21 protein-coding genes are annotated in these 21,744 nt (G+C 62.0%); 14 read left to right on the top strand and 7 right to left on the bottom strand.

Annotated features, from left to right (window positions below; translation table 11 throughout):
- Positions 1-417: 417 nt before the first annotated feature.
- Together argP and J3485_RS07220 are read right to left on the bottom strand one after the other, a co-directional pair.
- On the bottom strand, positions 418-1,374 hold the full coding sequence (argP, locus tag J3485_RS07215) for an HTH-type transcriptional regulator ArgP (RefSeq protein WP_206951831.1): 957 nt from the start codon (positions 1,372-1,374) through the stop codon (positions 418-420).
- Between the two features lie 305 nt (positions 1,375-1,679).
- Positions 1,680-3,056 (bottom strand): MATE family efflux transporter, encoded by a 1,377-nt coding sequence (locus J3485_RS07220; protein WP_206955694.1) that lies wholly within the window; start codon positions 3,054-3,056, stop codon positions 1,680-1,682.
- Between the two features lie 212 nt (positions 3,057-3,268).
- On the opposite strand from J3485_RS07220, the gene J3485_RS07225 reads away from it, so the two are divergent.
- Both J3485_RS07225 and J3485_RS07230 read left to right on the top strand, forming a co-directional pair.
- Positions 3,269-3,757 (top strand): MarR family winged helix-turn-helix transcriptional regulator, encoded by a 489-nt coding sequence (locus tag J3485_RS07225; RefSeq protein ID WP_206951832.1) that lies wholly within the window; start codon positions 3,269-3,271, stop codon positions 3,755-3,757.
- A gap of 69 nt (positions 3,758-3,826) precedes the next feature.
- A complete protein-coding gene (locus J3485_RS07230; protein ID WP_206951833.1) occupies positions 3,827-4,588 on the top strand; it encodes a 4'-phosphopantetheinyl transferase family protein in 762 nt (253 codons plus the stop codon).
- Positions 4,589-4,603: 15 nt separating this feature from the next.
- On the opposite strand, the gene J3485_RS07235 is transcribed toward J3485_RS07230, so the two are convergent.
- Positions 4,604-4,855 carry a DUF3820 family protein gene (locus J3485_RS07235; RefSeq protein ID WP_206951834.1) on the bottom strand — a complete coding sequence of 84 codons (252 nt, stop codon included), beginning with the start codon at positions 4,853-4,855 and terminating at the stop codon, positions 4,604-4,606.
- Between the two features lie 267 nt (positions 4,856-5,122).
- Here J3485_RS07235 and J3485_RS07240 point away from each other — a divergent pair, with 267 nt between their 5' ends.
- Entirely contained in the window at positions 5,123-6,445 is a 1,323-nt protein-coding gene (locus tag J3485_RS07240; RefSeq protein ID WP_206951835.1) for a hypothetical protein, read from the top strand.
- Between the two features lie 8 nt (positions 6,446-6,453).
- On the opposite strand, the gene J3485_RS07245 is transcribed toward J3485_RS07240, so the two are convergent.
- The 3 genes from J3485_RS07245 to J3485_RS07255 are packed head-to-tail and all read right to left on the bottom strand — an operon-like array spanning position 6,454 to position 10,923.
- Entirely contained in the window at positions 6,454-8,364 is a 1,911-nt protein-coding gene (locus J3485_RS07245) for a putative bifunctional diguanylate cyclase/phosphodiesterase (protein ID WP_206951836.1), read from the bottom strand.
- On the bottom strand, positions 8,361-8,909 hold the full coding sequence (locus J3485_RS07250; RefSeq protein ID WP_206951837.1) for a YfiR family protein: 549 nt from the start codon (positions 8,907-8,909) through the stop codon (positions 8,361-8,363). The genes J3485_RS07245 and J3485_RS07250 overlap by 4 nt, the downstream gene beginning before the upstream one ends.
- 1 nt (position 8,910) lies before the next feature.
- Entirely contained in the window at positions 8,911-10,923 is a 2,013-nt protein-coding gene (locus tag J3485_RS07255) for a TonB-dependent receptor plug domain-containing protein (RefSeq protein WP_508616726.1), read from the bottom strand.
- Positions 10,924-11,231: 308 nt separating this feature from the next.
- Between J3485_RS07255 and J3485_RS07260 the strand changes: the two genes are divergently transcribed.
- The 8 genes from J3485_RS07260 (at position 11,232) to J3485_RS07295 (ending at position 19,616) form a co-directional block, all read left to right on the top strand.
- Positions 11,232-12,245 (top strand): ABC transporter substrate-binding protein, encoded by a 1,014-nt coding sequence (locus J3485_RS07260; RefSeq protein ID WP_206951838.1) that lies wholly within the window; start codon positions 11,232-11,234, stop codon positions 12,243-12,245.
- A gap of 119 nt (positions 12,246-12,364) precedes the next feature.
- Complete coding sequence (locus tag J3485_RS07265; RefSeq protein WP_206951839.1) at positions 12,365-13,162, top strand: ABC transporter ATP-binding protein; 798 nt, start codon at positions 12,365-12,367, stop codon at positions 13,160-13,162.
- A 34-nt stretch (positions 13,163-13,196) separates the two neighbouring features.
- Complete coding sequence (locus J3485_RS07270; RefSeq protein WP_206951840.1) at positions 13,197-14,057, top strand: ABC transporter permease; 861 nt, start codon at positions 13,197-13,199, stop codon at positions 14,055-14,057.
- Positions 14,058-14,163: 106 nt separating this feature from the next.
- Positions 14,164-15,537, top strand: a complete 1,374-nt coding sequence (locus J3485_RS07275; protein WP_206951841.1) for a sensor histidine kinase — start codon at positions 14,164-14,166, stop codon at positions 15,535-15,537.
- A 4-nt stretch (positions 15,538-15,541) separates the two neighbouring features.
- On the top strand, positions 15,542-16,216 hold the full coding sequence (locus tag J3485_RS07280; RefSeq protein WP_206951842.1) for a response regulator: 675 nt from the start codon (positions 15,542-15,544) through the stop codon (positions 16,214-16,216).
- Between the two features lie 202 nt (positions 16,217-16,418).
- Entirely contained in the window at positions 16,419-17,549 is a 1,131-nt protein-coding gene (locus J3485_RS07285; RefSeq protein WP_508616727.1) for a porin, read from the top strand.
- 97 nt (positions 17,550-17,646) lie between these two features.
- The gene (locus J3485_RS29245; RefSeq protein WP_206951844.1) at positions 17,647-19,272 is read left to right on the top strand and encodes a methyl-accepting chemotaxis protein; all 1,626 of its coding nucleotides are present in this window, start codon (positions 17,647-17,649) and stop codon (positions 19,270-19,272) included.
- Entirely contained in the window at positions 19,269-19,616 is a 348-nt protein-coding gene (locus tag J3485_RS07295; RefSeq protein ID WP_206951845.1) for a DUF3579 domain-containing protein, read from the top strand. The genes J3485_RS29245 and J3485_RS07295 overlap by 4 nt, the downstream gene beginning before the upstream one ends.
- A 57-nt stretch (positions 19,617-19,673) precedes the next feature.
- Here the strand turns inward: J3485_RS07295 and J3485_RS07300 are convergent, their stop codons facing one another.
- Positions 19,674-19,979: a hypothetical protein gene (locus J3485_RS07300; protein ID WP_206955878.1), complete on the bottom strand. Its 306-nt coding sequence runs from the start codon at positions 19,977-19,979 to the stop codon at positions 19,674-19,676.
- Positions 19,980-20,223: 244 nt separating this feature from the next.
- On the opposite strand from J3485_RS07300, the gene J3485_RS07305 reads away from it, so the two are divergent.
- The 3 genes from J3485_RS07305 (at position 20,224) to J3485_RS07315 (ending at position 21,717) form a co-directional block, all read left to right on the top strand.
- Positions 20,224-20,844, top strand: coding sequence for a glutathione S-transferase family protein (locus J3485_RS07305; RefSeq protein ID WP_206951846.1), 621 nt, complete (start codon positions 20,224-20,226; stop codon positions 20,842-20,844).
- Between the two features lie 137 nt (positions 20,845-20,981).
- The gene (locus J3485_RS07310; RefSeq protein ID WP_206951847.1) at positions 20,982-21,182 is read left to right on the top strand and encodes a hypothetical protein; all 201 of its coding nucleotides are present in this window, start codon (positions 20,982-20,984) and stop codon (positions 21,180-21,182) included.
- A gap of 52 nt (positions 21,183-21,234) precedes the next feature.
- Positions 21,235-21,717 carry a metallophosphoesterase family protein gene (locus tag J3485_RS07315; protein WP_206951848.1) on the top strand — a complete coding sequence of 161 codons (483 nt, stop codon included), beginning with the start codon at positions 21,235-21,237 and terminating at the stop codon, positions 21,715-21,717.
- The last annotated feature ends 27 nt before the right edge of the window (positions 21,718-21,744 follow it).

The following is a 21,744-nucleotide window of genomic DNA, read 5'->3' on the forward strand; positions in this document are numbered from 1 at the left end:
AAATTAACGATGGCCTCGTTTGTTTCCAAAGATTTAATTTTTGAAAAATTGCTGGATTCGATTTGGTAATGGGAGATTTTTATCATGACGAATTCGCATATCGATAGGAGCGCTTCGCAAGCGTTGATGCGTGGGCGCTTGCATAACATGCGGCGACTGCGAATACGTCGATAGCGGATCTCGACTTCGCTTCGAATGCGTAGTGAGTATGACGAATGAAGGCTGCGCAGGGAGGAAACGTTTTCTTCCGGTTGCACGATCTCGGTGCAATTGGCACGGGGCGACTGCTTGCAATCGCTTGTTTCGGGTGCGATTGCAAGCGAGCCGATATTTATTTTGCTGCGCCGACAGCGCAGGCGCCGTGACGAATGCCTTAGCCGAGTCGAGGTGCCCGCTGGGCGACGTGAGGCGCCGCGGCTAGGCCGGAACGCTTTCCGCGTCGTGTATGAATGTTTTCGATTCGACGACCCGTGATATCGCGTCGTGTTCCAGATGCGCCTTCGCCCGCGCCGAGATCGATGCCCGGACTCTGTCGACTAGCGCGGAGTCGACGATGCATTGATGCCAATACAGGCGAACGTCGAACGGTCGCGTCGGGGCCAAGTCGACCAATTCGCCGCGTTCGAGGAGCGCGGTGACTTGAGACTGCGGCGCAAGCCCGAATCCCATGCCGAGACGGATGGCGTTCAGGCGCGTTTCGGCGGAGGGAAACGCGTGCCGGGGATAATTGTCGACGCAGACGCCGAACGCCTTGCGCAAGAAAGCATCGTGTGTTCGTTCCTGGCTGGCAAGCACGACGGCGTGGGTCGAGAGCGCGCGCGGCAAGTCGAGCCCGTCGGGGAAAGCCCGCGCCGCGAACCGCGGCTCGGCCACGCAGCGGTAGCGCAAGGTGCCGAGCGTATCGCAGGAAAAGCCCCTCGACGGCGTGGGGGACGTGGAGAGGCAGCCGAGCAATTCGCCTCGCCTAAGCATCTCCGTCATGTTGTATTCGCCGTCGACGGTGACCTCGAACGATACGTGCGACGCGTGTTCGATATCGGACAGAACCGATTGAAACCAGGTCGACAGCGAGTCTGCATCGACGCCCAATGCGATTTGGACAGGCCCGCCTACGGCCTTGTCGCCGCGGATCGCCCTGAGCGTATCGGATTCCAACAGGCGCAACGCTAGCACATGGCGTAGCAGATATTCGCCGTGGATCGTCGGTGCGACGGGCTTGCTGCGCACGATGAGCTCGCGCGAAAGGCATTCCTCCAATGCGCGTATGCGCTGCGACACCGCACCGCGTGAGAGATTTAGGTGAAGCGCGGCGCGTTCAAAGCTGCGGAACTTCAAAACGGTAGCGAATGCTTCTAGCTGATCACGGTCGAGCATATGCCTATATCCGAAAAGAGAGTACGGGTTGCAAGAAACGTCTCGACGATTGCATGACATTGGCTTGCGCTGGGCATTGCGTTTGCCACTGCAACACCGGCGCGGCACATTCGCGCCGACGCGGGAGGCAGAAGGATTCGGGCGTTGTTATGGACTGGAAACCTGCCGTGGCGCACCGAAGCCGTGGGCAGTGAGAGGGGTAATGGAGGTGCCGAAAAGGGTTTGACTTGCACGGCGCCGCACGGCGGCGGCATGTGCATACGGCAGTCCTTACTGCGCGGCCGGCACGAGGCCGGCCAAAGGCCTTAGCGCTCGGACGCGACGCTGATCGACGATGTGCCGATATGTCGCATCGGGGCCGGCGTGTTGCGAAACCATGTGCCGGACAGCGTGGCAATCACGATGACGACACCGTACAGAAACATCGCCGCGCCTGCTACCGCGAAGAAGGCGACGAGCGAGCCCGTCAAGCGCAGCGCGATCCAGCCGCCGCCCACTGTCAGCAATAGGCGAAAGAACCCGGAGAGCAGCGGCCACTTGAGCCGGCCCGCCCCCTGCGACGCGAAGTAGAGCGACCAGCCCATGCCGAAGAACCCATAGAACGGCCCAACAGAGCGCAGATAGACGGTGCCGGCGGCGAGCATTTTCGGATCGTGACTGAAGAGGCCGAGCCAAGCGTGCGGCCAAATGGCCACGACTAGTCCGATCGTTTCCGCCAAGGCGAAGGCAAGGCCGCCACCGACCATCGCGACGCGCAATGCGCGCTCGGGCTGCTTCGCGCCGATGTTCGATCCCACCATCGCCACGAGCGGCGCGCCGATGCCGAATGCCAGCGGGGCAATGAAGTATTCGAGCCGCGCGCCGGTACCGTAGCCGGCGACAGCGGCCGTGCCGGCATACGCGCCCACGAGTGCCGTCGACAGCGCAATCATGACGTTGGTCTGCAGCGAATTGATCGTCGCCATGCCGCCCACGACCAAAATGTTGCGAAACATCGGCCATGCGAGCCGGCCGCGGCGCAGACGCGCAGGGTTGCGCCCGCTCAAGCAATACTGGCCGAGTATCGCCGCGCCGACACCATAGTAGAGCAGCAGCGCGTAGCCGGCGCCGGCAATGCCGAGCTTCGGAAACGGCCCGATACCGAAGATCAGGCATGGCGAGAGCGGAATGAGAAAGAATGCGCCGCCGCAGATGACGAGCCCCGGCACGAGCATGTTGCCCGTGCCGCGAATGGCACTCGCGAATGCATTCATGACCCACATCAGCGTGATGCCGCAGAAAATCACGTTCGAGTAGGCGAGCGCCGCGTGCAGCGATGCGCCCTTGCCGCCGAGCAGCGGATACAGCCACCGCGCCGCCGCCAACTCGGCCACCGAGAAAACGACGCCGAGCACGATGTTGAGCACGAGCGCGTGCAGCACGTAGCGATCGGCCTCAGCTTTCCTATCTGCGCCGAGTGCGCGCGCAATCGCCGATGAAATCCCGCCTCCCATTGCGCCTTGCGACATGTTCTGCATGAGCATCAGCAACGGCAGCACGAGGGCGGTGCCCGCCAGGGTATCGGTGCCCAGGCGTGCAACGAACCACGATTCGATCAAACCCGTGCTCGACTGCGCAATCATCATGAGGATGTTGGGCCAGGCCAGCGTGAGCACGGTGCGTGCAACGGGGCCTTCCAGCATGGCCCGCAGGCGCGGGTTCGGGGCAGTCGCGCGGTGCGCGCTTCCTGTTGCGGGCCCGTGGCCCGGTTCTCTCTCGTTCGGCTTCATGATGACGGATCGGCCCATTGAAATAGTTGAATATGCACGTTTTAATTCAATTTACGTGTATATGCACGAATCTGTCAAGGCGCTAAACTTGCACTTGTCGACAGATCGTGATATCCCAGATCCGAATGAAAACGAACGCTCTCACGAAGACAGGCCGGAAGGCGGCCGTGTCGCTCTGCAACGGAGCGGCACTGCGCAAGGCTGCCCGCCGCTTGTCGCAACTCTATGACGACGTGCTCGCGCCGTCCGGGTTGCGCCTGTCGCAGCATTCCGTGCTCGTGCACATCGATCGGGCGGGTGCGCCCACGATGAGCGAACTCGCGAAGGACATGGTGCTGGACCGCTCGGGGTTGTCGCACAATTTGAGGCCGCTCGAGCGCGATGGTTTCGTCGAATTGACAATCGACGCGACGGACAGGCGCAGCCGCCGCGTCGTATTGACGGCGGCGGGACGCAAGAAGCTGGCCGAATCCAAGGTGCTTTGGATGGATGCGCAGCGGCGTTTCGAACGCGCATATGGCGCGCAAAAAGCGGGGCGGTTGCGTGAGATGCTTTACGACATCTGCTCGGACGCGCTCTACGACGCATTCGTCGGTGAGCGCGATACCGTTTAGTCCACTTGATAGGAAGACGGCAGCGATGCTGCTGCACCTTTGCGAGGGTCCTTGCCGCCGCTGAACGCTATGTCCATTACCGCTGCGTTTTCCGACTCCCCACGCGCGTTCGAAACGATCGCGCTCGATGTTCCTCATGCGGCGCAGGCCGGCGTTACCGTACTGCGCGTCGCGTTCGACTTCGGCGTTGCGCTCGATGCGAATGCGTTTTCGGTGCTGGCCGACGATGAGCGTGCGCGCGCCGCGCGCTTTCTACGTCATGAAGATGGCGTCCGCTTTGCCGCAACCCGCACGGCGCTGCGCGAGGCGATCGGCGAGTCGATTGGTTTGCCGTCCGCGCGCGTTTGCTTTCGTTACGACGCGGCGGGACGACCGAGTATCGTCGACGGGCCAGCCGGCTTTGACTTCAACGTCTCGCATTCGGGAGCCTACGCGTTGATTGCGATAGCGCGTGCGCGGCGCGTTGGTGTCGATATCGAATCGAAGCGTGCGACGCTCGATTGGCGCACGTTGGCCGAAGCGGTCTTCGCACCGCAAGATTGGGCATGCGTCGCGCGTTTGCCCGAGCATGCGCAACTCGAAGCATTCTTCGACGTTTGGACCGCGAAAGAGGCACTGCTCAAGGCGATCGGCATAGGGATTACGGCGGGGCTCGATCGGTTTTCGGTATTGGGCGGGACAAGCCGCGTACCGTTCGTGCGAAGTGTCGAGTCGCAGACGCCGGCTCCGCTCGACGTACACGCTTACGAAGCGTACTGGTGCGAGGCACCGCCGGGGTACGCTGCCTGCATCGCGTGGTCGAAGGCGAATACGACGTCGCCGAATCGATAAGCACTCCTAATCAGTTTATTCGCCACGTTGCCGCGCTCGGGCGTCGAAAGACGCTGCTCGCTCGCGCAACGGTTCAAGCAGCGGACGCAGGCCGTTGTGATCGAGCTCTTGCATGAGCGCGAGCAGGCGGCCGATCTCTCCGGGCGGAAAGCCTTCGCGTGCAAACCAATTGAGGTAATGACCGGGCAAATCGGCGAGGGGCCTGCCCTTGTATTTGCCGAAAGGCATGGCGAGTGTCACGAGGCGTTCGAGGTCGTGCGTATCCATAACGGTGAAAGAGGGCGCTGACCCTGATATCGCGCCCGACTGGTCGACGAACGACGCATGATACGCCAGCGCAACGCCGCGATTCGAGGGTGCGAGCACGGCATTTTGGCCGGCGCCTAGCATGATCGACGCTACGCATTCTAAAAAAATGCGAAGAAATTCGGAACTTCGGCCGAACTCTTTCGGCTACCTCATGGTCAGAGTGGCCGACCTCGCAAGGGTCATACCTAACTCATTGCTACTCGATCATGGAGGCATTACGTGAAGATGAAGAGACGTCGATTCCTGGGCAACATGGCCGCCCTAGCCGGCGGCCATGTTTTGGTTGTATTGGGCGCCGCAGGATCAGACGAAGCTATCGCCGCGAGCAATGTTGCAAGCACAGCCTCGGTAAAGGCTGCCGCAATTGCAACGTCGACGGACGGTACGGTCATTCCTTCCGCGACATCGCTCGTCGACCGGATCGGCAACGTATGGACGCTCGCGAATGGATACATTTACAAAAATGGCGTGAAAGACAAGGACTCCTACAACGTCACTCTCTTGCTCTGGTACGGCGGCATGATTTACCAGCGCGGCACAGGCGGCCAGTTCTACGTGATGACGTGGGCGAATCGCTGGCTGCCGTGTTCCGACCCGCGTATTGCGCTCACGGCACCGGGCGGTGCGTTTTACGGCATGAACGGGCACTACAACTATCCGTACACTCCGCAGCAGATCATCACGACGTTGCAGGCGCTCGGTTGCACGAGCTATCGCGTCGGGTGCGATGCCTCGTCTACGCAATTGAACGCGATGATCGGGCTTGCGGATGCTTTCCGCTCGGTCGGGTTCACGTTGTTGCCGCTCCTGAATTATGGGCTGCGCGATGCCAACGGCAACTTGTATGCGAGCGAGAGCGCTGCCTATAACGCGAACCGCGCAGGCGCGGCCGCGTGCGCCCAGGCGCTCGGGCCGCACGGCATCACGATGTACGAATGCGGCAATGAGCTCACGCGCGATAGCGCGATCATCCTCAATTCCGCTAGCGCCGGCACGGGCCCGCTCGATTTCAACAACACGAACTGGCCTATTTTGCGCGGCGCCATTCAAGGGATGATCGACGGCGTCAAGTCGGTTCAGCCAAACGCGAAGTGCGGCGTGAACTTCACCGTCGCCGACATCGGTGCGTCGGATATGTTGTGGGACGGCGAGCAGCCCGATGGTTCGGGCGGTTATCGGAAGATGCGTTGGGACATCACGACCTGGCACAACTACCAACCGTACGGCGACATCTTCGAAATCGGCATCGACGGTGCCGGGCCCGGGTTCAATTTGCCTTGCTATTGCAAGGCGCGCTACGGCACGCCGTTCATGATTACCGAATGGAATGCGGCCCCTCAGGAAAGCGAGCAGTTCCGCGCGACTTACGTACAACAAAACTTGCAGCTCTTCTACGAAGCACGCAAGGACGAAGGTATCCAGGCGGTGATGTACTACGAGTTGATCAGCGGCGATGAAACGTACGGAATCGTGATGAACGATCTGGCGCCGATTCAGCCGACCTACACGGCGTTCAGCGAGTTTACAGCGGCGAACGCGGACGTGTAGCAGGCAAGCTAGGCCAAGGGTTCCGAGTCCTCGCATTCGCTGCGTAATGCGTTGCGTAGCAGGTCGGCGATGCGATCGAACGGCATTGGTCTGCCCGTGAAGTAGCCTTGGACGACGTCGCAACCCGCGTCGGTGAGCCAAGTCAGTTGCGCCTCGCTTTCGACACCCTCGGCGACGACGGCGATGTCGAAGCTGTGCGCCATCGAGATGATGGCCGTCACGATCGGCTGTCCGGCTTGCGGCAAGGGCTTCACGAATGCGCGATCGATCTTGAGGTTGTTGACCGGGAAGGACTGCAGGTACGACAGCGAGGAGTAGCCCGTGCCGAAATCGTCGAGCGACAAGCGGATGCCGGCCGCGCGCAGTTGGCGCATCGCTTCGACACCGGCGGTCATGTTTGCCATCAGTTGGCTCTCCGTCAGCTCGAGTTCGAGCAGATGCGGAGAAAGGCCACTTTCGGCGAGCACCGCTTTCACGTCTTCACTGTATTGCGTCTGGCGCAACTGGCGTGCCGATACGTTGACGGCCACGTGAATGGCGACGCTTTGCCCGGCGTTCCAGCGTACGGCGTCGCGACACGCGCGGCGTAGCACCCATTGTCCGAGTGCGACGATGAGTTCGCTATCCTCGGCGACGGGGACGAACTCGGCCGGCGCAATTTCGCCATCCACGGGGTGAACCCAGCGCACGAGCGCCTCGACCCCGATCATGCGGCCGCTGCTGCAATCGAATTGCGGTTGATAGGCGAGGCTGAGCCCATCCGTCTCGATCGCCTTGCGCAATTCGGCATCGATCCGCGCGCGCCGGCGCGCCTCGACCGTCATACTCGGGTGAAACTCGACCGCGGCGTTCTTGCCCGTGCTCTTGGCCGCATAGAGTGCGATATCGGCGCTGCTCACGAGCGATGCGATATCGACCGCATCGTCGGGAAACACGCTGACGCCCACGCTCGCGCTGGCGACGATGCTCGCGCGCGGCAGATCGAACGGGCGGGCAAGGGCGCGCGCAATGCGCTCGGCCGTGCGAATGCCTTCGGCCTTTTCCTTTGCGATCGCCACCAGCACGGCGAATTCATCGCCGCCGATGCGGCTGACGAGGTCTGCCACGCGCACGCTTTGCCGCAATGCGACGGCGACGTGCTTGAGCAATTCGTCGCCCGCGCCGTGGCCGAGCGTGTCGTTGACGTGCTTGAAATCGTCGAGATCGACGAGAATCAGCGCGGCTCGAGCGCATCCCGGCGCGCCGCGCTGCAAGCGTTCGTTCAGTGCTTCGTAAAACGCACGCCGATTAGGCAATCCCGTGAGCGGGTCGGTCGACGCCAAGTATTCGAGTTTCTTCTCGGCTTGTGCAATGCGTGCGCTCATGCGTGAGGTGATCACGAAGGCGATCCAAAGCGCGCAGAGCGATGCCGCCAGGATGAACGCGGCGAAATGCAGTAGCTCGGCCATCATTTGCGTGGTCGTCGCGACGACCACGACAACACCGAGTGTCTTGCCGTTTTGCGTGATGGTCGAGGCGACGAAGACGTCGTCGAACAAGAGGTGATGATCGATCGGCGTGACGTTGGCCAGACTCGCTTCGACGCGTTCCCGCGTGGACAGCCCCGGCCGCGCGTAGGATGCGAAGCGTTTGCCGTCGGCCGTATAGATCTCGGCGCTTTCGACGTAGGGCACTTTGCGCAGCGAACGCAGCGTTTCTTGCGCCGAGCGCACGTCGTCGAACAAGACGGCGGCCGAGGCGTTGTCGGCGATCATGTCGGCCTGCACATTGGCGTCGGCCGTCAAGCTCGAGCGCAGCGAAATCGCTTGGTAGACGAGCAGGACCAGGCACGAGATCAAGAGGGCGACGCTGAACCCGGCAAGCTTGACGCGCGCCATTTCCTTCATGGGGCTAGGCGCATGATGTCCGCTGCGCTTCATGTGACGTTCCTTGCCAAGCGGAGCAGCTTCGAGCTGAGCCCGAGGTGGCGTCGCGCCGCTTCCGTGTTGTCGATGTCGAATCGAAGGCGCTCGCCCTCGCGAAAGAGCGCGACGACGCTGCGGGCGTCTCCTGCGTCGGCATCGGCCGCGCGCACCACGAGTATCGGCAGGTCATGCGTAGGCGAGGCTTTCGACGCGGCGCTCGAAGCGGCGTCGTCGACGATGAGGACGTTGCATGCGCCGATGGCCGCGCCTTCGGGAATCGGCTCCACGCTCCATGCCTTGCCGGACACGGTGCGCCCGTCGAGCTTGGCGAGCGTCGTGCCGAGCGGCGTATGGGGATTGACGCAGACCGTGAGGGCGTTGGCGCCCGTACCTGTAGCGTCACGCGCGGCCGGCCACTCGGTGAACTCCGTGAAGTTGTAGATGTAAGCGGCTTCGAGCGAATAGAGATCGACCTGCGCGTACGCCGACATCCGCGCGCATGCGGACGCGGCCAGCGCGGCGACGATCGTGCGATTGAAAAGAAATCTCGCGGCTCGCATGTCAAAAACCATAGACGAGCTTGAGTAGGAAGGTCCGGCTTTGCTGCGCAATGACATCCTGCGTGAAGTTCGGGCCGGCCGGATCGGTGTACCGCGTGTTCGTCACGTTGTAGACCGAGAACGAGACGTCCGCATGCGGCACGAGGCGTGAGCTGCCGATCGTCGCGTTGCCGAGGCAGTAGCCCGCCGAGGAGCCCGCTTGCGCTAAGCGGGCCGATTCGCACTGCAGTTCGGCGCCGACGCGCGCCGCGTGATGAAACAGCGGCACGATGACGTTGAGCTTGCCCAGATGACGCGGCGAGTTCTGCAGCTCGGCGCCCGTTGTGCTGTCGAGGGCGAGTTGCCACGAGTAGCTCGCTCGGATCTGCGCGATCGACCCGATGTTTTGCTCGTAGGCAACTTCGATGCCGTGGGCCTGGGCGCGATCCACGTTCTCGAACATGTAGACGCCCGACGCGTCGAGCGTTTCGGTGATCAGGTCGCGCGCGTCGTAGCGAAACAGCGATACGGTCGCGTGCGCGGTTTGTCCCAATGCCCGGTCGTAGACGAGCTCGGTCGTCGTGATGTGCTCCGCGCTCAGGGACGGATTGCCTTGCTGGCCTCCGGGGCCGGGATCCGTGTAATAGAGTTCGTACGCGTTGGGCGCGCGAAACGCTTGCCCGTAGAGCAGCTTGAACGTATCGGCGTTCGTCGGTTTGTAGTTCAATGCGACCCGCGGGCTGACGTTCGTGCCCACGGTCGTTTCGCGATCGGCGCGCAGCCCCGCGGTCAGCGTGAAGTGCCACGGCAGTTGGATTTCGTCCTCCGCGTAGACGCCGGCCGAATTGCTGCTGCGCTGATCGTTGAGTATCGACTGATACGGATCGACGTTGTAGTTGTATTGATTGCGGCTCGCGTCGCGCATGACGCTTGCGCCCACGACGAACTTGTTGCGCGCGATCGAGGACAGCGTGGCATGCACGTCGGCCCCGTACCAAATCGCCTTGTCGCCGTCGACGTTTTCAAGCGCCGGCTCGCCGAACAAGCCGGTGCTCGAATAGTCGTAACGCTCCCAATAGACCTCCGACGCGATCGTCAGGCCACTCGTCACGGCATGGGTGTAAGTGGCGTCGATGAAGCTGTGCGTATCGGTCGTGCTTTGCGGCGTATCGAAAACGGCCTCATAGGGCGCGGTCGGCACGCCTTTCGTGCGATTGCCGTAACCGGCGCTGATTCTGAACCCGTCGTACGCGAACTTCGCGAACAGATATTGCGCGCGGTCGTAGTCGAGATTCTGCGCGACGCCGTTGTTCTGGTCGGGCGTATCGAACTCGGGATAGTAGAGGCTCTGCCCGCTGCGATCGTACGTCGTTGCGGACAGGACGAGGTCGGCGCCGCCGCTGCCATGCCACCCATAGGTTGCGCGGGCGCGCTTTTCACCGAAGCTGCCCGCCGATGCGGCTACCTGAGTGCCGTTGATGTCGCTGCCTTTCTTCGTGACGACGTTGATCACGCCGAATAGCGCGTTCGATCCGTACACCGCCGAGCCGGGTCCCGGCACGTATTCGATACGTTCGACGAGATCCATATCGAGCGGGAAATCATCGCCGATCGGCGCTTGATCGTAGACGGAGTCGTTCACGCGCATGCCGTCGATCAGCAGCAGAAAGCGGCTGTTGTAGTCGCCGGGCCGCTGAAACCCGTCTGCCCCCAGATACGTGTAGGTTCGGTCGTACGTCGTATACAACCCGGGCAGCGAGGCGAGCGCATCGGCGAGCGTACGCCAGCCGAACGCTTGAATGTCTTTGGCCGTCAACACGACGACGGCCGCCGGCGCATCGGCCACCGATTGGCTAAATAGCGTAGCAGTCCTAACTTTCACCTGCATCAGCGCTTCGAGCGGCATCGAAGCGAGATCGGGCGTTGCCGGTGCGTCGGCAAAGACACGGCTCGTCGCGAAGAGAATCGACAGCGCGAGCGCGAGACGGCACAGCGGGTGCGGGTTTCGCCCGCGAGGGAAGTGTTCCGAAAGCATGGAGCAAAGAAACGACGGCGTTCGATCATCTAATGTGTGCCTGCTTCTTTATCGGCTCCGGGATGTAAAGCTTGAGGGGGCGCTCGCCCCAGCTTGACGGACGTCGAGCGGTGAACTAGGGGCGGGCTTGGATGCGCGATGCTAGCCGCCGCGCATTCGGATCGACGCTTGCTCGGCGATGCATCATGGTAATCCCGTATGTCGCGCCTGATACGGTGAAAGGTTCGGGAAGGATTGCCACCCCTAGAATCCTTCATCGATGCAACCCGGTCGCGTCATACGCGCCGCCATAATGAGGAGACACTCGCATGCACCCGACGTCGCGGACCATCCGCACTTTCGCTCTCGCTTCCGCTTTGTTGTTCGGCATTGCTTCGCATGGTGCGATGGCCGCCGATAGCGGCAAGATCACAATCATGGTCGGGGGCATCACCAAGCTGATTTATTTGCCGGCGGAGCTGACCCAGCAACTCGGCTACTTCAAGGACGAAGGGCTCGACGTCGAACTGCTGTCGCAGCCGGCCGGCGTCGATGCCGAGAATGAATTGCTCGCGGGTGCCGTGCAGGCCGTGGTCGGCTTTTACGATCACACGATCGACCTGCAGACGAAGGGCAAGGACGTCAAGGCGATCGTCGTGTTCGGCCAGGTGCCGGGCGAAGTGGAGATGGTGTCGACCAAGGCGGCCGCTTCGCTCAAGTCGATGGCCGACGTCAAAGGCAAGACACTCGGCGTGACAGGCCTCGGTTCGTCGACGAGTTTCCTCACGCAATATCTCGCAAGCCAGCACGGCATTGCGGCTTCGCAATACACGATGCTCCCCGTTGGCGCCGATGCAAGCTTCATGGCAGCGATCAAGCAGTCGCGCATCGACGCCGGGATGACCACCGAGCCGACCGTCTCGAAGCTTTTGCAGACGGGCGATGCCAAGGTGCTCGTCGACATGCGCTCGGTCGAAGGCACGAAGGCCGCTCTCGGCGGTACCTATCCCGCTTCGAGTCTGTACGTGCAATCGGCGTGGGCCGACTCGCACAAGGCCGAAGCCGCGAAGCTTGCGCATGCGTTCGTGCGCACGATGCAATTTATCCACACGCATAGCGCCGAAGAGATCGCCGCGAAAATGCCGGCCGACTACCAGAAGGACAAGGCGCTTTATGTCGGCGCATTGAAGGCGTCGCTGCCGATGTATACCGTGGACGGCAAGATGCCGGCCGACGGTCCGGAAACCGTGCTCAAGGTGCTGTCGGGCTTCAATCCGTCCGTGAAGGGTAAGCACGTGGATTTGTCGAAGACGTACACGAACGAATTCGTTGCCGCGAAGTAAGAATCAACAGATCGCCCAGGCCGCGTGTCGCGGCCCGGTCGATCGAATCCCGTCTCCCCCTGTCGTACCCCGGGCGCCGCAGTTCGGGCGCCCACCCCAAAATTGCTTGGATTGCTTTGATGAACCACGCTGCTTCCCAGGATGTACCCGTCATCGAGTTCGACTCGGTGTCGTGCCGCTTCATTTCCCCTGACGGCAAGGCGACGATCGCGCTGCGCGATTTCAGCATGTCCGTCGCCAAGGGCGAGTTCATCGCCATCGTCGGCCCGACGGGCTGCGGCAAGTCGACGACGCTCAGCATGATCACGGGTTTGCTCCAGCCGACGACCGGCAGCGTGCGAGTCATGGGCAACCCCGTCACGGGGATCGATCCTCGTATCGGCTTCGTATTTCAGGCTGACGCCGTTTTCCCGTGGCGCTCGGTGCTCGAGAACGTCGCCGCGGGGCCGCTGTTCCGCGGCCGCTCGAAGGCTGCGGCGTACGAAGAGGCCAAGGATTGGCTACGCCGCGTCGGCCTCGAAAAATTCGGCAATCATTATCCGCACCAGCTCTCGGGCGGCATGCGCAAACGCGTTGCGCTCGCACAGACGTTCATCAACAAGCCCGAGATTCTGCTGATGGACGAACCGTTTTCGGCGCTCGACATGCAAACGCGCACGCTGATGCAGGACGAACTCTTGCAACTGTGGTCGGCGAACCAGGGCTCGGTCGTGTTCGTCACGCACGACCTCGAAGAAGCGATTGCGCTTGCCGATCGCGTGTTCGTGTTGACCGCGCGCCCCGCGACGCTGAAGAAGGTCTACGCAATCGACCTGCCGCGTCCGCGCATCACTTCGGAAATTCGCTACGAGCCGCGTTTCATCGAGCTCTCGCGTGACATTTGGCATGACCTGCGCGAAGAAGTGCAGATCGCTTGACCCTGAACATCGGAAAGATTTGAGAATGGCTACCATGGCTACTACCTTCGAACAACCCAAAGCGAGCCTCGCCGATGCGTCGCTCGCTGAGGTGGAACAAGCCGCGCAGCGTCGGATGCGCCAGCGTCGCGCATTGATCATCGGCTTGCGCGTGCTCGTGCTCGTCGTGTGGCTCGGCGGCTGGGAAGTTGCCGGACGATTGAAGTGGATCGATCCGTTTTTCTTCTCGATGCCGTCTTTGATTTTCGCGCAGATCGTCGACTGGTTCGTGAACGGCACCTCGCAAGGGCCGCTGCTCGTGCAAGTGTGGGTGACGCTCGAGGAAACGATGATCGGTTTTGCGATCGGCGCGGTGGCCGGCGTGATCTGCGGCGTCGTGCTCGGGCGCAACAAGTTGCTCTCCGACGTCTTCAGCCTCTATATCCAGATCGCGAACTCGATTCCGCGCGTCGTGCTCGGTTCGGTGTTCGTCATCGCGCTGGGCTTGGGCATGGCGTCGAAGGTGGCGCTCGCGGTCGTCATGGTATTTTTCGTGGTCTTCGGCAATGCTTTTCAAGGCGTGCGTGAAGCCGACCGTTATATGATCGCGAATGCGCAGATCCTCGGCGCGTCCAAACGGCAATTGACGACGGCCGTCGTCATTCCGTCGGCGCTGTCGTGGATCTTGGCGAGCTTGCACGTGAGCTTCGGCTTCGCGCTGGTCGGCGCGGTCGTCGGCGAGTTTCTCGGTTCGAAGCAAGGTATCGGTCTCTTGATCTCGACGGCGCAAGGCGCCTTCAACTCGAGCGGCGTGTTCGCGGCGATGATCGTTCTTGCCGTGGTGGCCTTGGCCTGCGACTTTTTGCTGACGAGGTTGGAAAAGCGTCTGCTGAAATGGAGACCTGCCGCGTTCTGAAACCATTGCGCCGCGAAGCGGCGCTTGACCCGGCCGGCTCGTGCCGCGCCGACGCCACGCGCGTCGGCTGCGCACGGGCCGAGCCACACCTACGGGGCGTCGATCGATGATGCATAGTTTGCGCGCCCGCTTGCTTTGGTGGGTGCTGTTGCCGCTCGCGGCCTTCATGGTCGTTGCCGGGGTGATGGCATACGATGCCGCGCGTCAAACAGCCGCTTTGTTGCAGGACAACGCGCTGCTCGCTTCGGCGCGCACGATTGGAGAGGATGTCGAGTGGAACAACGGCGAGTTGACGGCCGACATTCCGCCCGCCGCGCTCGAGATCTTCGAGTCGCCATATCAAGATCACGTTTTCTATAAAGTCGTAGTCGGTGGCGACCGGCTGCTGGGCGGCACGCCCGAGCTCGCGCTGCCCGATGATCCACACGCCACGTATCCCGTCTTTTACGATACGACGCTCGATGGGCAATCGATTCGCGCGGTGGCTTACCAGCGCCAGGTGTACAACTTGGGTGCGGCACTGCCCGTCACCGTCGTAGTCGGCAAGACGCAGGCATCGCGCGAGGGCATGCTGGCGCAACTGTGGCATCCGCAATTGGTTCGGCAGGGCTTGATGCTCGTGCTCGCCGTGCTGTTCGTGCTGATCGGTCTCACGAGTGAATTGCGGCCGCTCATGAAGTTGAAGGACGACGTGGCCGACCGCGATCCGATGGAACTCGATCCCGTGCGCGTCGATCACTTGCCGACGGAGTTGCGGCCGATCGTCGATGCGATCAACCAGTGCATTGCGAGGCTCAAGCTGCATACGAGTACGCAGCGGCAGTTCGTTGCCGATGCCGCGCATCAGTTGCGCACGCCGTTGACGCTGCTCGACACGCAGGTCGAGTGCGCGCGTCAATACCTCGACGACGGCCCGGCGCTATCCGATGCACTCGCGGGCATTCATCGCACGAGCCGCAAGATGACGGAAATCGCGAATCAATTGCTGCTGCTTGCGCGGGCGGAATCGGCAACGGCGTCGAACGTGCCTGTGGATATGGCACAAGTGGTGTCGTCCGTGCTCGAAGAATTGATCTTGGCTGCGCAGCGCCGAGACATCGATCTCGGTGGGGAGTTGGGCGATGCTCGAGCGTTGCGTGTTGCCGGCAACGAGCAACTCTTGACGGCGCTCGTCGACAATCTCGTCGACAACGCGATTCGATATACGCAAGAGGGCGGTGCCGTTACCGCGCGATGCCGGCGCGAAGGCGATGAAGTCGTGCTCGAAGTCGTCGACAACGGGCCGGGCATTCCCGCCGAAATACGTGCTCACGTTTTCGAGCGCTTCTATCGCGGAATAACGGATGTGGAGGGTACGGGCCTCGGCCTTTCCATCGTGCAGCGCATCGCGCAGTCGCACGGCGGCACGGTCGGGGTCGCGCCGGGGGAGGGCCGAGTCGGGCTCATCGCCACTGTACGCCTGCCGGCTTGGAAGGATTGATGCAATGAAGCTGCTGCTCGTGGAAGACAATGCCGAACTGTCGCATTGGATCGTCAATTTGCTGCAAGGCGAGAACTTTACCGTCGATTGCGTGCCCGATGGCGAAACGGCCGACGCCATACTGCGCACGGGGCGCTACGACGTCATCCTGCTGGATATGCGGCTGCCGCGCATGAGCGGCAAGGACGTGCTCGCTCGGCTGCGGCGGCGCGGCGACAACGCGCCGGTGCTCATGCTGACGGCGCACGGATCGATCGACGACAAGGTCGACTGCTTCAGCGCGGGTGCCGACGACTACGTCGTCAAGCCGTTCGATGCGAGAGAACTCGTTGCACGCATCAAGGCGCTGATACGGCGCCAAGCCAGCGGCAAATCGGTCTCTCTCGTCTGCGGCGATTTGCAATACAACGCGAACACGCGCGAGTTCAGCTACCACGATATGCCGCTCGCGTTGAGGCGGCGCGAGCATGCGATTCTCGAAGCGTTGATGCTCAAGCAAGGTAAGACCGTATCGAAAACGGCACTGATGGACAGCGTCTATAGCCTCGAAGACGAGCCCAGCGCCGATGCCATCGACATTTATATTCATCGCTTACGTAAGCACTTGGCTCAATCGACGGCGCAGATCATGACGCTGCGCGGACTCGGCTACGTTCTGCGCGCAAAGGACGGGTCTTAGTTTTTCGTTTAATGGAAATGTGGCATACGTATGGCTGTTTACGTATAAATACTTAGTAATCCTAATTATTTATGAAAGGAGCGTGAAGGATAGAGGAAGATACGATTCTCTCCATTGCAGCGATGCATGAGCGAAGCATGCGGGGGTACGCGCATGCCGCCTACAACAACACGTTTTCAACGCAGTGAGAGAGGAGATGATCTTGAGAAAGACGTATCGGATGTTGGCGCTGACGGCTGGCGCTTTGGCAGTGAGCAGCGCGCATGCGCAATCGAGCGTGCAGCTCTATGGCCTCTTGGATATGAGCGCCGTCACCTACACGACGAATGCGGATGCAGCCGGCAATCATGTGATCGGAATGGGCCACGCCGGCGAACCGTGGTTCAGTGGAAGCCGCTGGGGCCTGCGCGGTGCCGAAGACATCGGCGGCGGCAACAAGATTATCTTCACGTTGGAGAGCGAATACGTCGTCGCGAACGGCAACATGGAAGATCCCGGCCAGATCTTCGATCGCGACTCGTGGGTGGGTCTCGAGAACGATACGGTCGGCAAGGTGACCGTCGGCTTCCAGGATACGATCGCGAAGGATTTCTCGGGCCTGTACGGCGACCCGTACGTCAGCTCGACGTTTTCGGAAAAGGAAGGCGCCTACACGAACTCGAACAACTTCAAGCAGTTGGTGTTCTATGCGGCGGGTCCGACCGGGACGCGCTCCACGAACAGCATCGCGTGGAAGAAGCTGTTCAACAACGGTCTCTACGCGGCCGCCGATTATCAATTTAGCAACTCGACGCAATTTGCCACGGGATCGGGCTACCAGGCGGCGCTCGGCTACAACGGCCCGTCGTTCTCCCTGGGCGGCTTTTACGACCACACGAACAATGCCGGTTTTACGGATCAGACGTTCTCGGTGGGCGGCGACTATCGCTTCGGCATCGGCCGCGTCAACGCGGGCTACTTCCATTACCTCGGCAACCAGGGCTCGCTGGGGGACCGGCAGGACAACGCGTGGACGGTATCGCTCAAGATCGCGCCGCATGGTCCCTTGGACTATGAACTCGGCTATCTGCAGATGCACGTGAAGAACGCCGCCTACGATACCAACGGTGACATCCCGAACGCCAACTCGGGCCTGTTCGATCCTGCGGCAACGACGGTTCACAACGGCTACAAGGAGACGCTGTACGCCTCGACGTTCTATCACCTCTCGAAGCGCACCGAGTTGTACCTTGCCGCTGACTACATGAAGCTGCACGGCGGCTACACGGTGGCGACGACGTTCGGGCACACCAACCAGCTCGAGGTGGCCACGGGTATTCGCACGCGCTTCTGATTTCCCTGACCTCCTCCAAGACGTTGCCGACTTCGGTCGGCAATTCAAAGGCGGCGGCGAGCCACTTCGCTTGCCGCCTTTTTTTTCGGAAGACAGCATGGTAAGGACGACTAACATTCGTGTTGCGTTGACCGCGACGGTCCTCGGCTATACGGGGGCACTCGTACTCGTCATTGCCGCGTCCGTGGCGGTGCTCAACTCGGCCGACGCCGCATTCGAGAGAATGTACAACGGCGAGACCGCCGCACTGACGTCGCTGGCCGACAGTACCGACAACCTCTTGCAGGCGCGTGTCGAACTCGGCAGCTACGAGACGCTCGTTGCTCAGGGCAAGCCGACGGCGCCGACGCTAGCGCGTATCCATGCCGCGCTGGCCTCGAGCGATCGTGCGCTCGCAACGTTTAGCGCGCTGCCCGTGTCCGACGACACGGAGGCATCGCTCGCCGATGCATTGCGTGCCGCGCGCGGCAAGCTGCTCAAACAGGTGATCGCGCCGGAGGTATCGGCGCTCGACCAGGATGACTTCGCGTCGTTTCGAATGATCGAGCAGCAGGCGCCGGAGACGATTTTTACTGACTACAAGCAAGCTGCGCAGCAACTGATGGATTTTCAGGTGCAGGCGCAAAGGCGGCACTTCATGACGGTGCACGCGCGCTTTCGTGGTTTGCTATGGCTTTTTACCGTCGTCGGGTTGGCATCGGTGGCGTTTGCCGTGTTTGCGCGCAATTTTTTGCGCGCTGCCGTCATTGCCCCGATCGGCACGGCCATCGACCATTTCGAGCGGATCGCGACGGGCGATCTGACGTCGACGATCGACACGGCGCGCGGCGGCGAGATGGGCCGGCTGATGACGGGGCTCTCGCGCATGCAGCGCAGTTTGGCCGCGGCCGTGACGCGCGTACGCGAGGGGACGGCCGAAATCCGGCATGGTGTGCACGATATGGCCAGCGGCAATGCCGATCTATCCGAGAGAACGGAGCGCCAGGCCGCGTCGCTCGAGCAAGCTGCCGCGAGTCTTGAAGAGCTGACTTCGACCGTCGCGCAAAATGCCCGCCATGCGCGCGACGCCAGCGCATTGGCCGAGACCGCATCGACCACCGCGCGCCGCGGCGGCGAGGTCGTGAGCGAGATCGTCGATGCGATTGCGGATATGTCGGCCGACTCCGAGCACATCGTCGACATCATCGGCGCAATCGAGAGCATTGCTTTCCAAACGAACATCCTGGCGCTCAATGCCGCTGTCGAAGCCGCACGTGCGGGGGAGGAAGGGCGAGGATTCGCGGTCGTCGCGGGCGAAGTGCGCGCGCTTGCGCAGCGTTCTGCCGTCGCGGCCAAGGAGATTCGCGAACTGATGACGGCGTCCGTGGCCAAGGTCCAAGGCGGAACGCAGCTTGCCGAGCGGGCGCGGGCAACGATGGCGAACGTGGTCGACGCCGCACGCGAGGTGACGCAGATCGTCTCCGAGATCAGCGCGGCGTCCGAGCGCCAATCGTCCGGCATCGAAGAGATCAATCGGACCGTATCGCACATGGACCGCGCGACGCAGCAAAACGCCGCGCTTGTCGAACAAGCGGCCGGCGCCGCCGCTTCGCTCGAGGAGCAGGCCCGCATGCTCGACGAAACGGTGGCCGCGTTCCGGCTCCGCTCGGAAGAGCGTCTCGCCTCGACGCGCGCGCCGATACCGCTCGGCACGCCGCAGACATACTCGATCAACCAGGCATGACGACAATCGAGCATCAACCGAATCGAACCTCTACACACAGTATCGTCGGCATCACGCATGGCGGAAGGCAATTTCGCCCAAGCGATTGGGCCGAGCGGCTCGCAGGCGTCATCAGACTGTTCGTCAAAGAGCGGCGGCCGGGCCGCAGCGTTGCGTCGACGTGGCTTGCCGTGCCGTTCGCCGACGGCAACGTCAAGTGTTTGAGCGTATCGGGAGAACTTGCCGAGATCTGCCCGGAAGCGTTCGACTTCGTCATGCAATTTGCCAAGGACAACGAGCTAACTGTTCGAGCCGTTACGAGCCGGTGCGAGCCCCGGTGCGAGCCCCGGTGCGAGCCCCGGTGAATAGCCGGCAAATCGTCGACATGAGCGCCTGCCGGCAGGCGCGGCGCTTCGCTTAGCCTACATGGTTTGTCTGCAGCGGATGATCGGTGCCGTGTACGGGCTCGGATACGGGGAGTATGGGCCGCTCAACACGCGCAGCCGTTGCGCTGCAAGGACTTCGGCTTGGCGTTGCTCCGTCGAGGTCAGCCCGTTTTGCTCCGCGCTCGTGCTAGGCGGCGACTCGTTGACGTCGCAATGCACGATTTTTCCATCCGGCACGCGGACTGTCGTCGAGTAGGCATAGTCGGACGATAGCGGAGTACAGGCCGCACCCATTGCAAGCGCGGCGGCGCATGCGGCGAGCCGCGGTGAGGTTCTCGTCATGATCGCTGCCTCCCATCGGAACGGCATGCTCGTTTGACCCTCCGAGGCCGATCGTGTTGCACACGAAGCTTTCAATCGCGAAAGAATTCGTTGTGCACGCCGACTGCCGGTCGAGTGGTACGAGACGTTTCCTTCTTTTTCTGCCAATCCGCGATAACCTGCTTGCCGTAGACGAGTACGGCACGGCAAACTGCCGCTTGCTCCGCGCCGTTCACTTTCCTTGTTACCCGAAAAGAAGGCATCGATGCAACTGATTGGCATGATGGATTCCCCGTTCGTGCGCCGCGTCGCCGTTTCGATGGCCGTGCTCGGCATACCGTTCGAGCACCAGCCGGTTTCGGTCTTTCGGCACTTCGACCGCTTCCGCGAAATCAACCCCGTGGTGAAGGCGCCGACATTCATCGACGACGACGGTATGCAGTTGATCGATTCGACGCTCATTCTCGATTACCTCGATCACGGCGTTGCACCGCAGGCGCGCCTGATGCCGCAAGACGCCGCCGAGCGCCGTCACGCGCTGCATTTGATCGGCTTCGCGCTCACCGCTTGCGAAAAGACCGTGCAAATCGCTTACGAGCAAAACCTGCGGCCGCAGGAGAAGCAGCACGCGCCTTGGCTCGAACGCTTGCAAACGCAGCTCGTTGCCGCCTACGACACGCTCGAGCGCGACGTGGCTGGTGCAGGCAAGCGTGCATGGCTCTGTGGCGATCGGCTCATGCAGCCCGACATCACGGTGGCCGTGGCCTGGCGCTTCACGCAGTACATTCTGCCGGGCGTCGTCGAGCCAGCGCGCTACCCGGCGCTGGCCGCGCTGTCCGGGCGTGCGGAAGCGCTGCCCGCGTTCGTCGGCGCGCCGCTCGAATGACGCCGCGGTGGCGATTGTTCGTTGCTCGCGACTTCTGACTTTCGATTTAACGCATTTATCGGCGTCGCGCGCGTCCTTAGAATGGCGATCGGATTGCATGACGGGGCATAGGCTGCTCCGCTCGCAGGAGGGTCGCCATGAAAAAGCTCATCGAACAACGGCTGTACAGCCCGACCGTCGTATTGCCGATGGTCGAGCTCATGGAATTGATGGTTTCGCTCGATTTCAATCTCGGGCAAGTCGGTGCGGTCATGGCGACGCGCGGTGCGCGTGCGGCATTGCATCGCTCGCGCGGGCTGCTCGGTCATCGTCAGAGCTGTCGGGCGGCCGAGGCCTGATTGAAAGCGAGCGCGTCGCCGATGACACAGGCCGTTGCCGGCCGTTAAGCACATGCCCGATTCCTCTTTGCTCGTTCGTATCGGTTTGATCTCCGACACGCATAACCTCGTGCGGCCGGAGGTGCTGGCGTGGCTCGCGGGTGTCGATGCCATCTTGCACGCGGGCGACATTTGCACGCCCGACGTGCTCGATGCCTTGGCGCAGATCGCGCCGGTCACGGCGGTGCGTGGCAATAACGACCGAGGCGCATGGGCCGACGCCTTGCCGGCTGCGACGACACTGACCCTCGCCGGAATTTCGATTCATGTCGTCCACGATATCGCCGATCTGCGGGGCGATCCGCCGGCGCAACGCGTCGACGTGGTGGTGACGGGGCATTCGCACAAGCCGGCGATCGTCACGCGCGACGGCGTGTTGTTCGTCAATCCCGGTAGTGCGGGGCCACGGCGTTTCAAACTGCCGGTGTCGGCAGGCTTGCTGATCGTCGAGCAAGCGCGCGTGCGGGCCGAGCTTCATACGCTCGTCACGAGCTGACGGCAATGGTCAGGACTGCTAAGCAAG

Source organism: Trinickia acidisoli, from assembly GCF_017315725.1.
Classification (GTDB): domain Bacteria; phylum Pseudomonadota; class Gammaproteobacteria; order Burkholderiales; family Burkholderiaceae; genus Trinickia; species Trinickia acidisoli.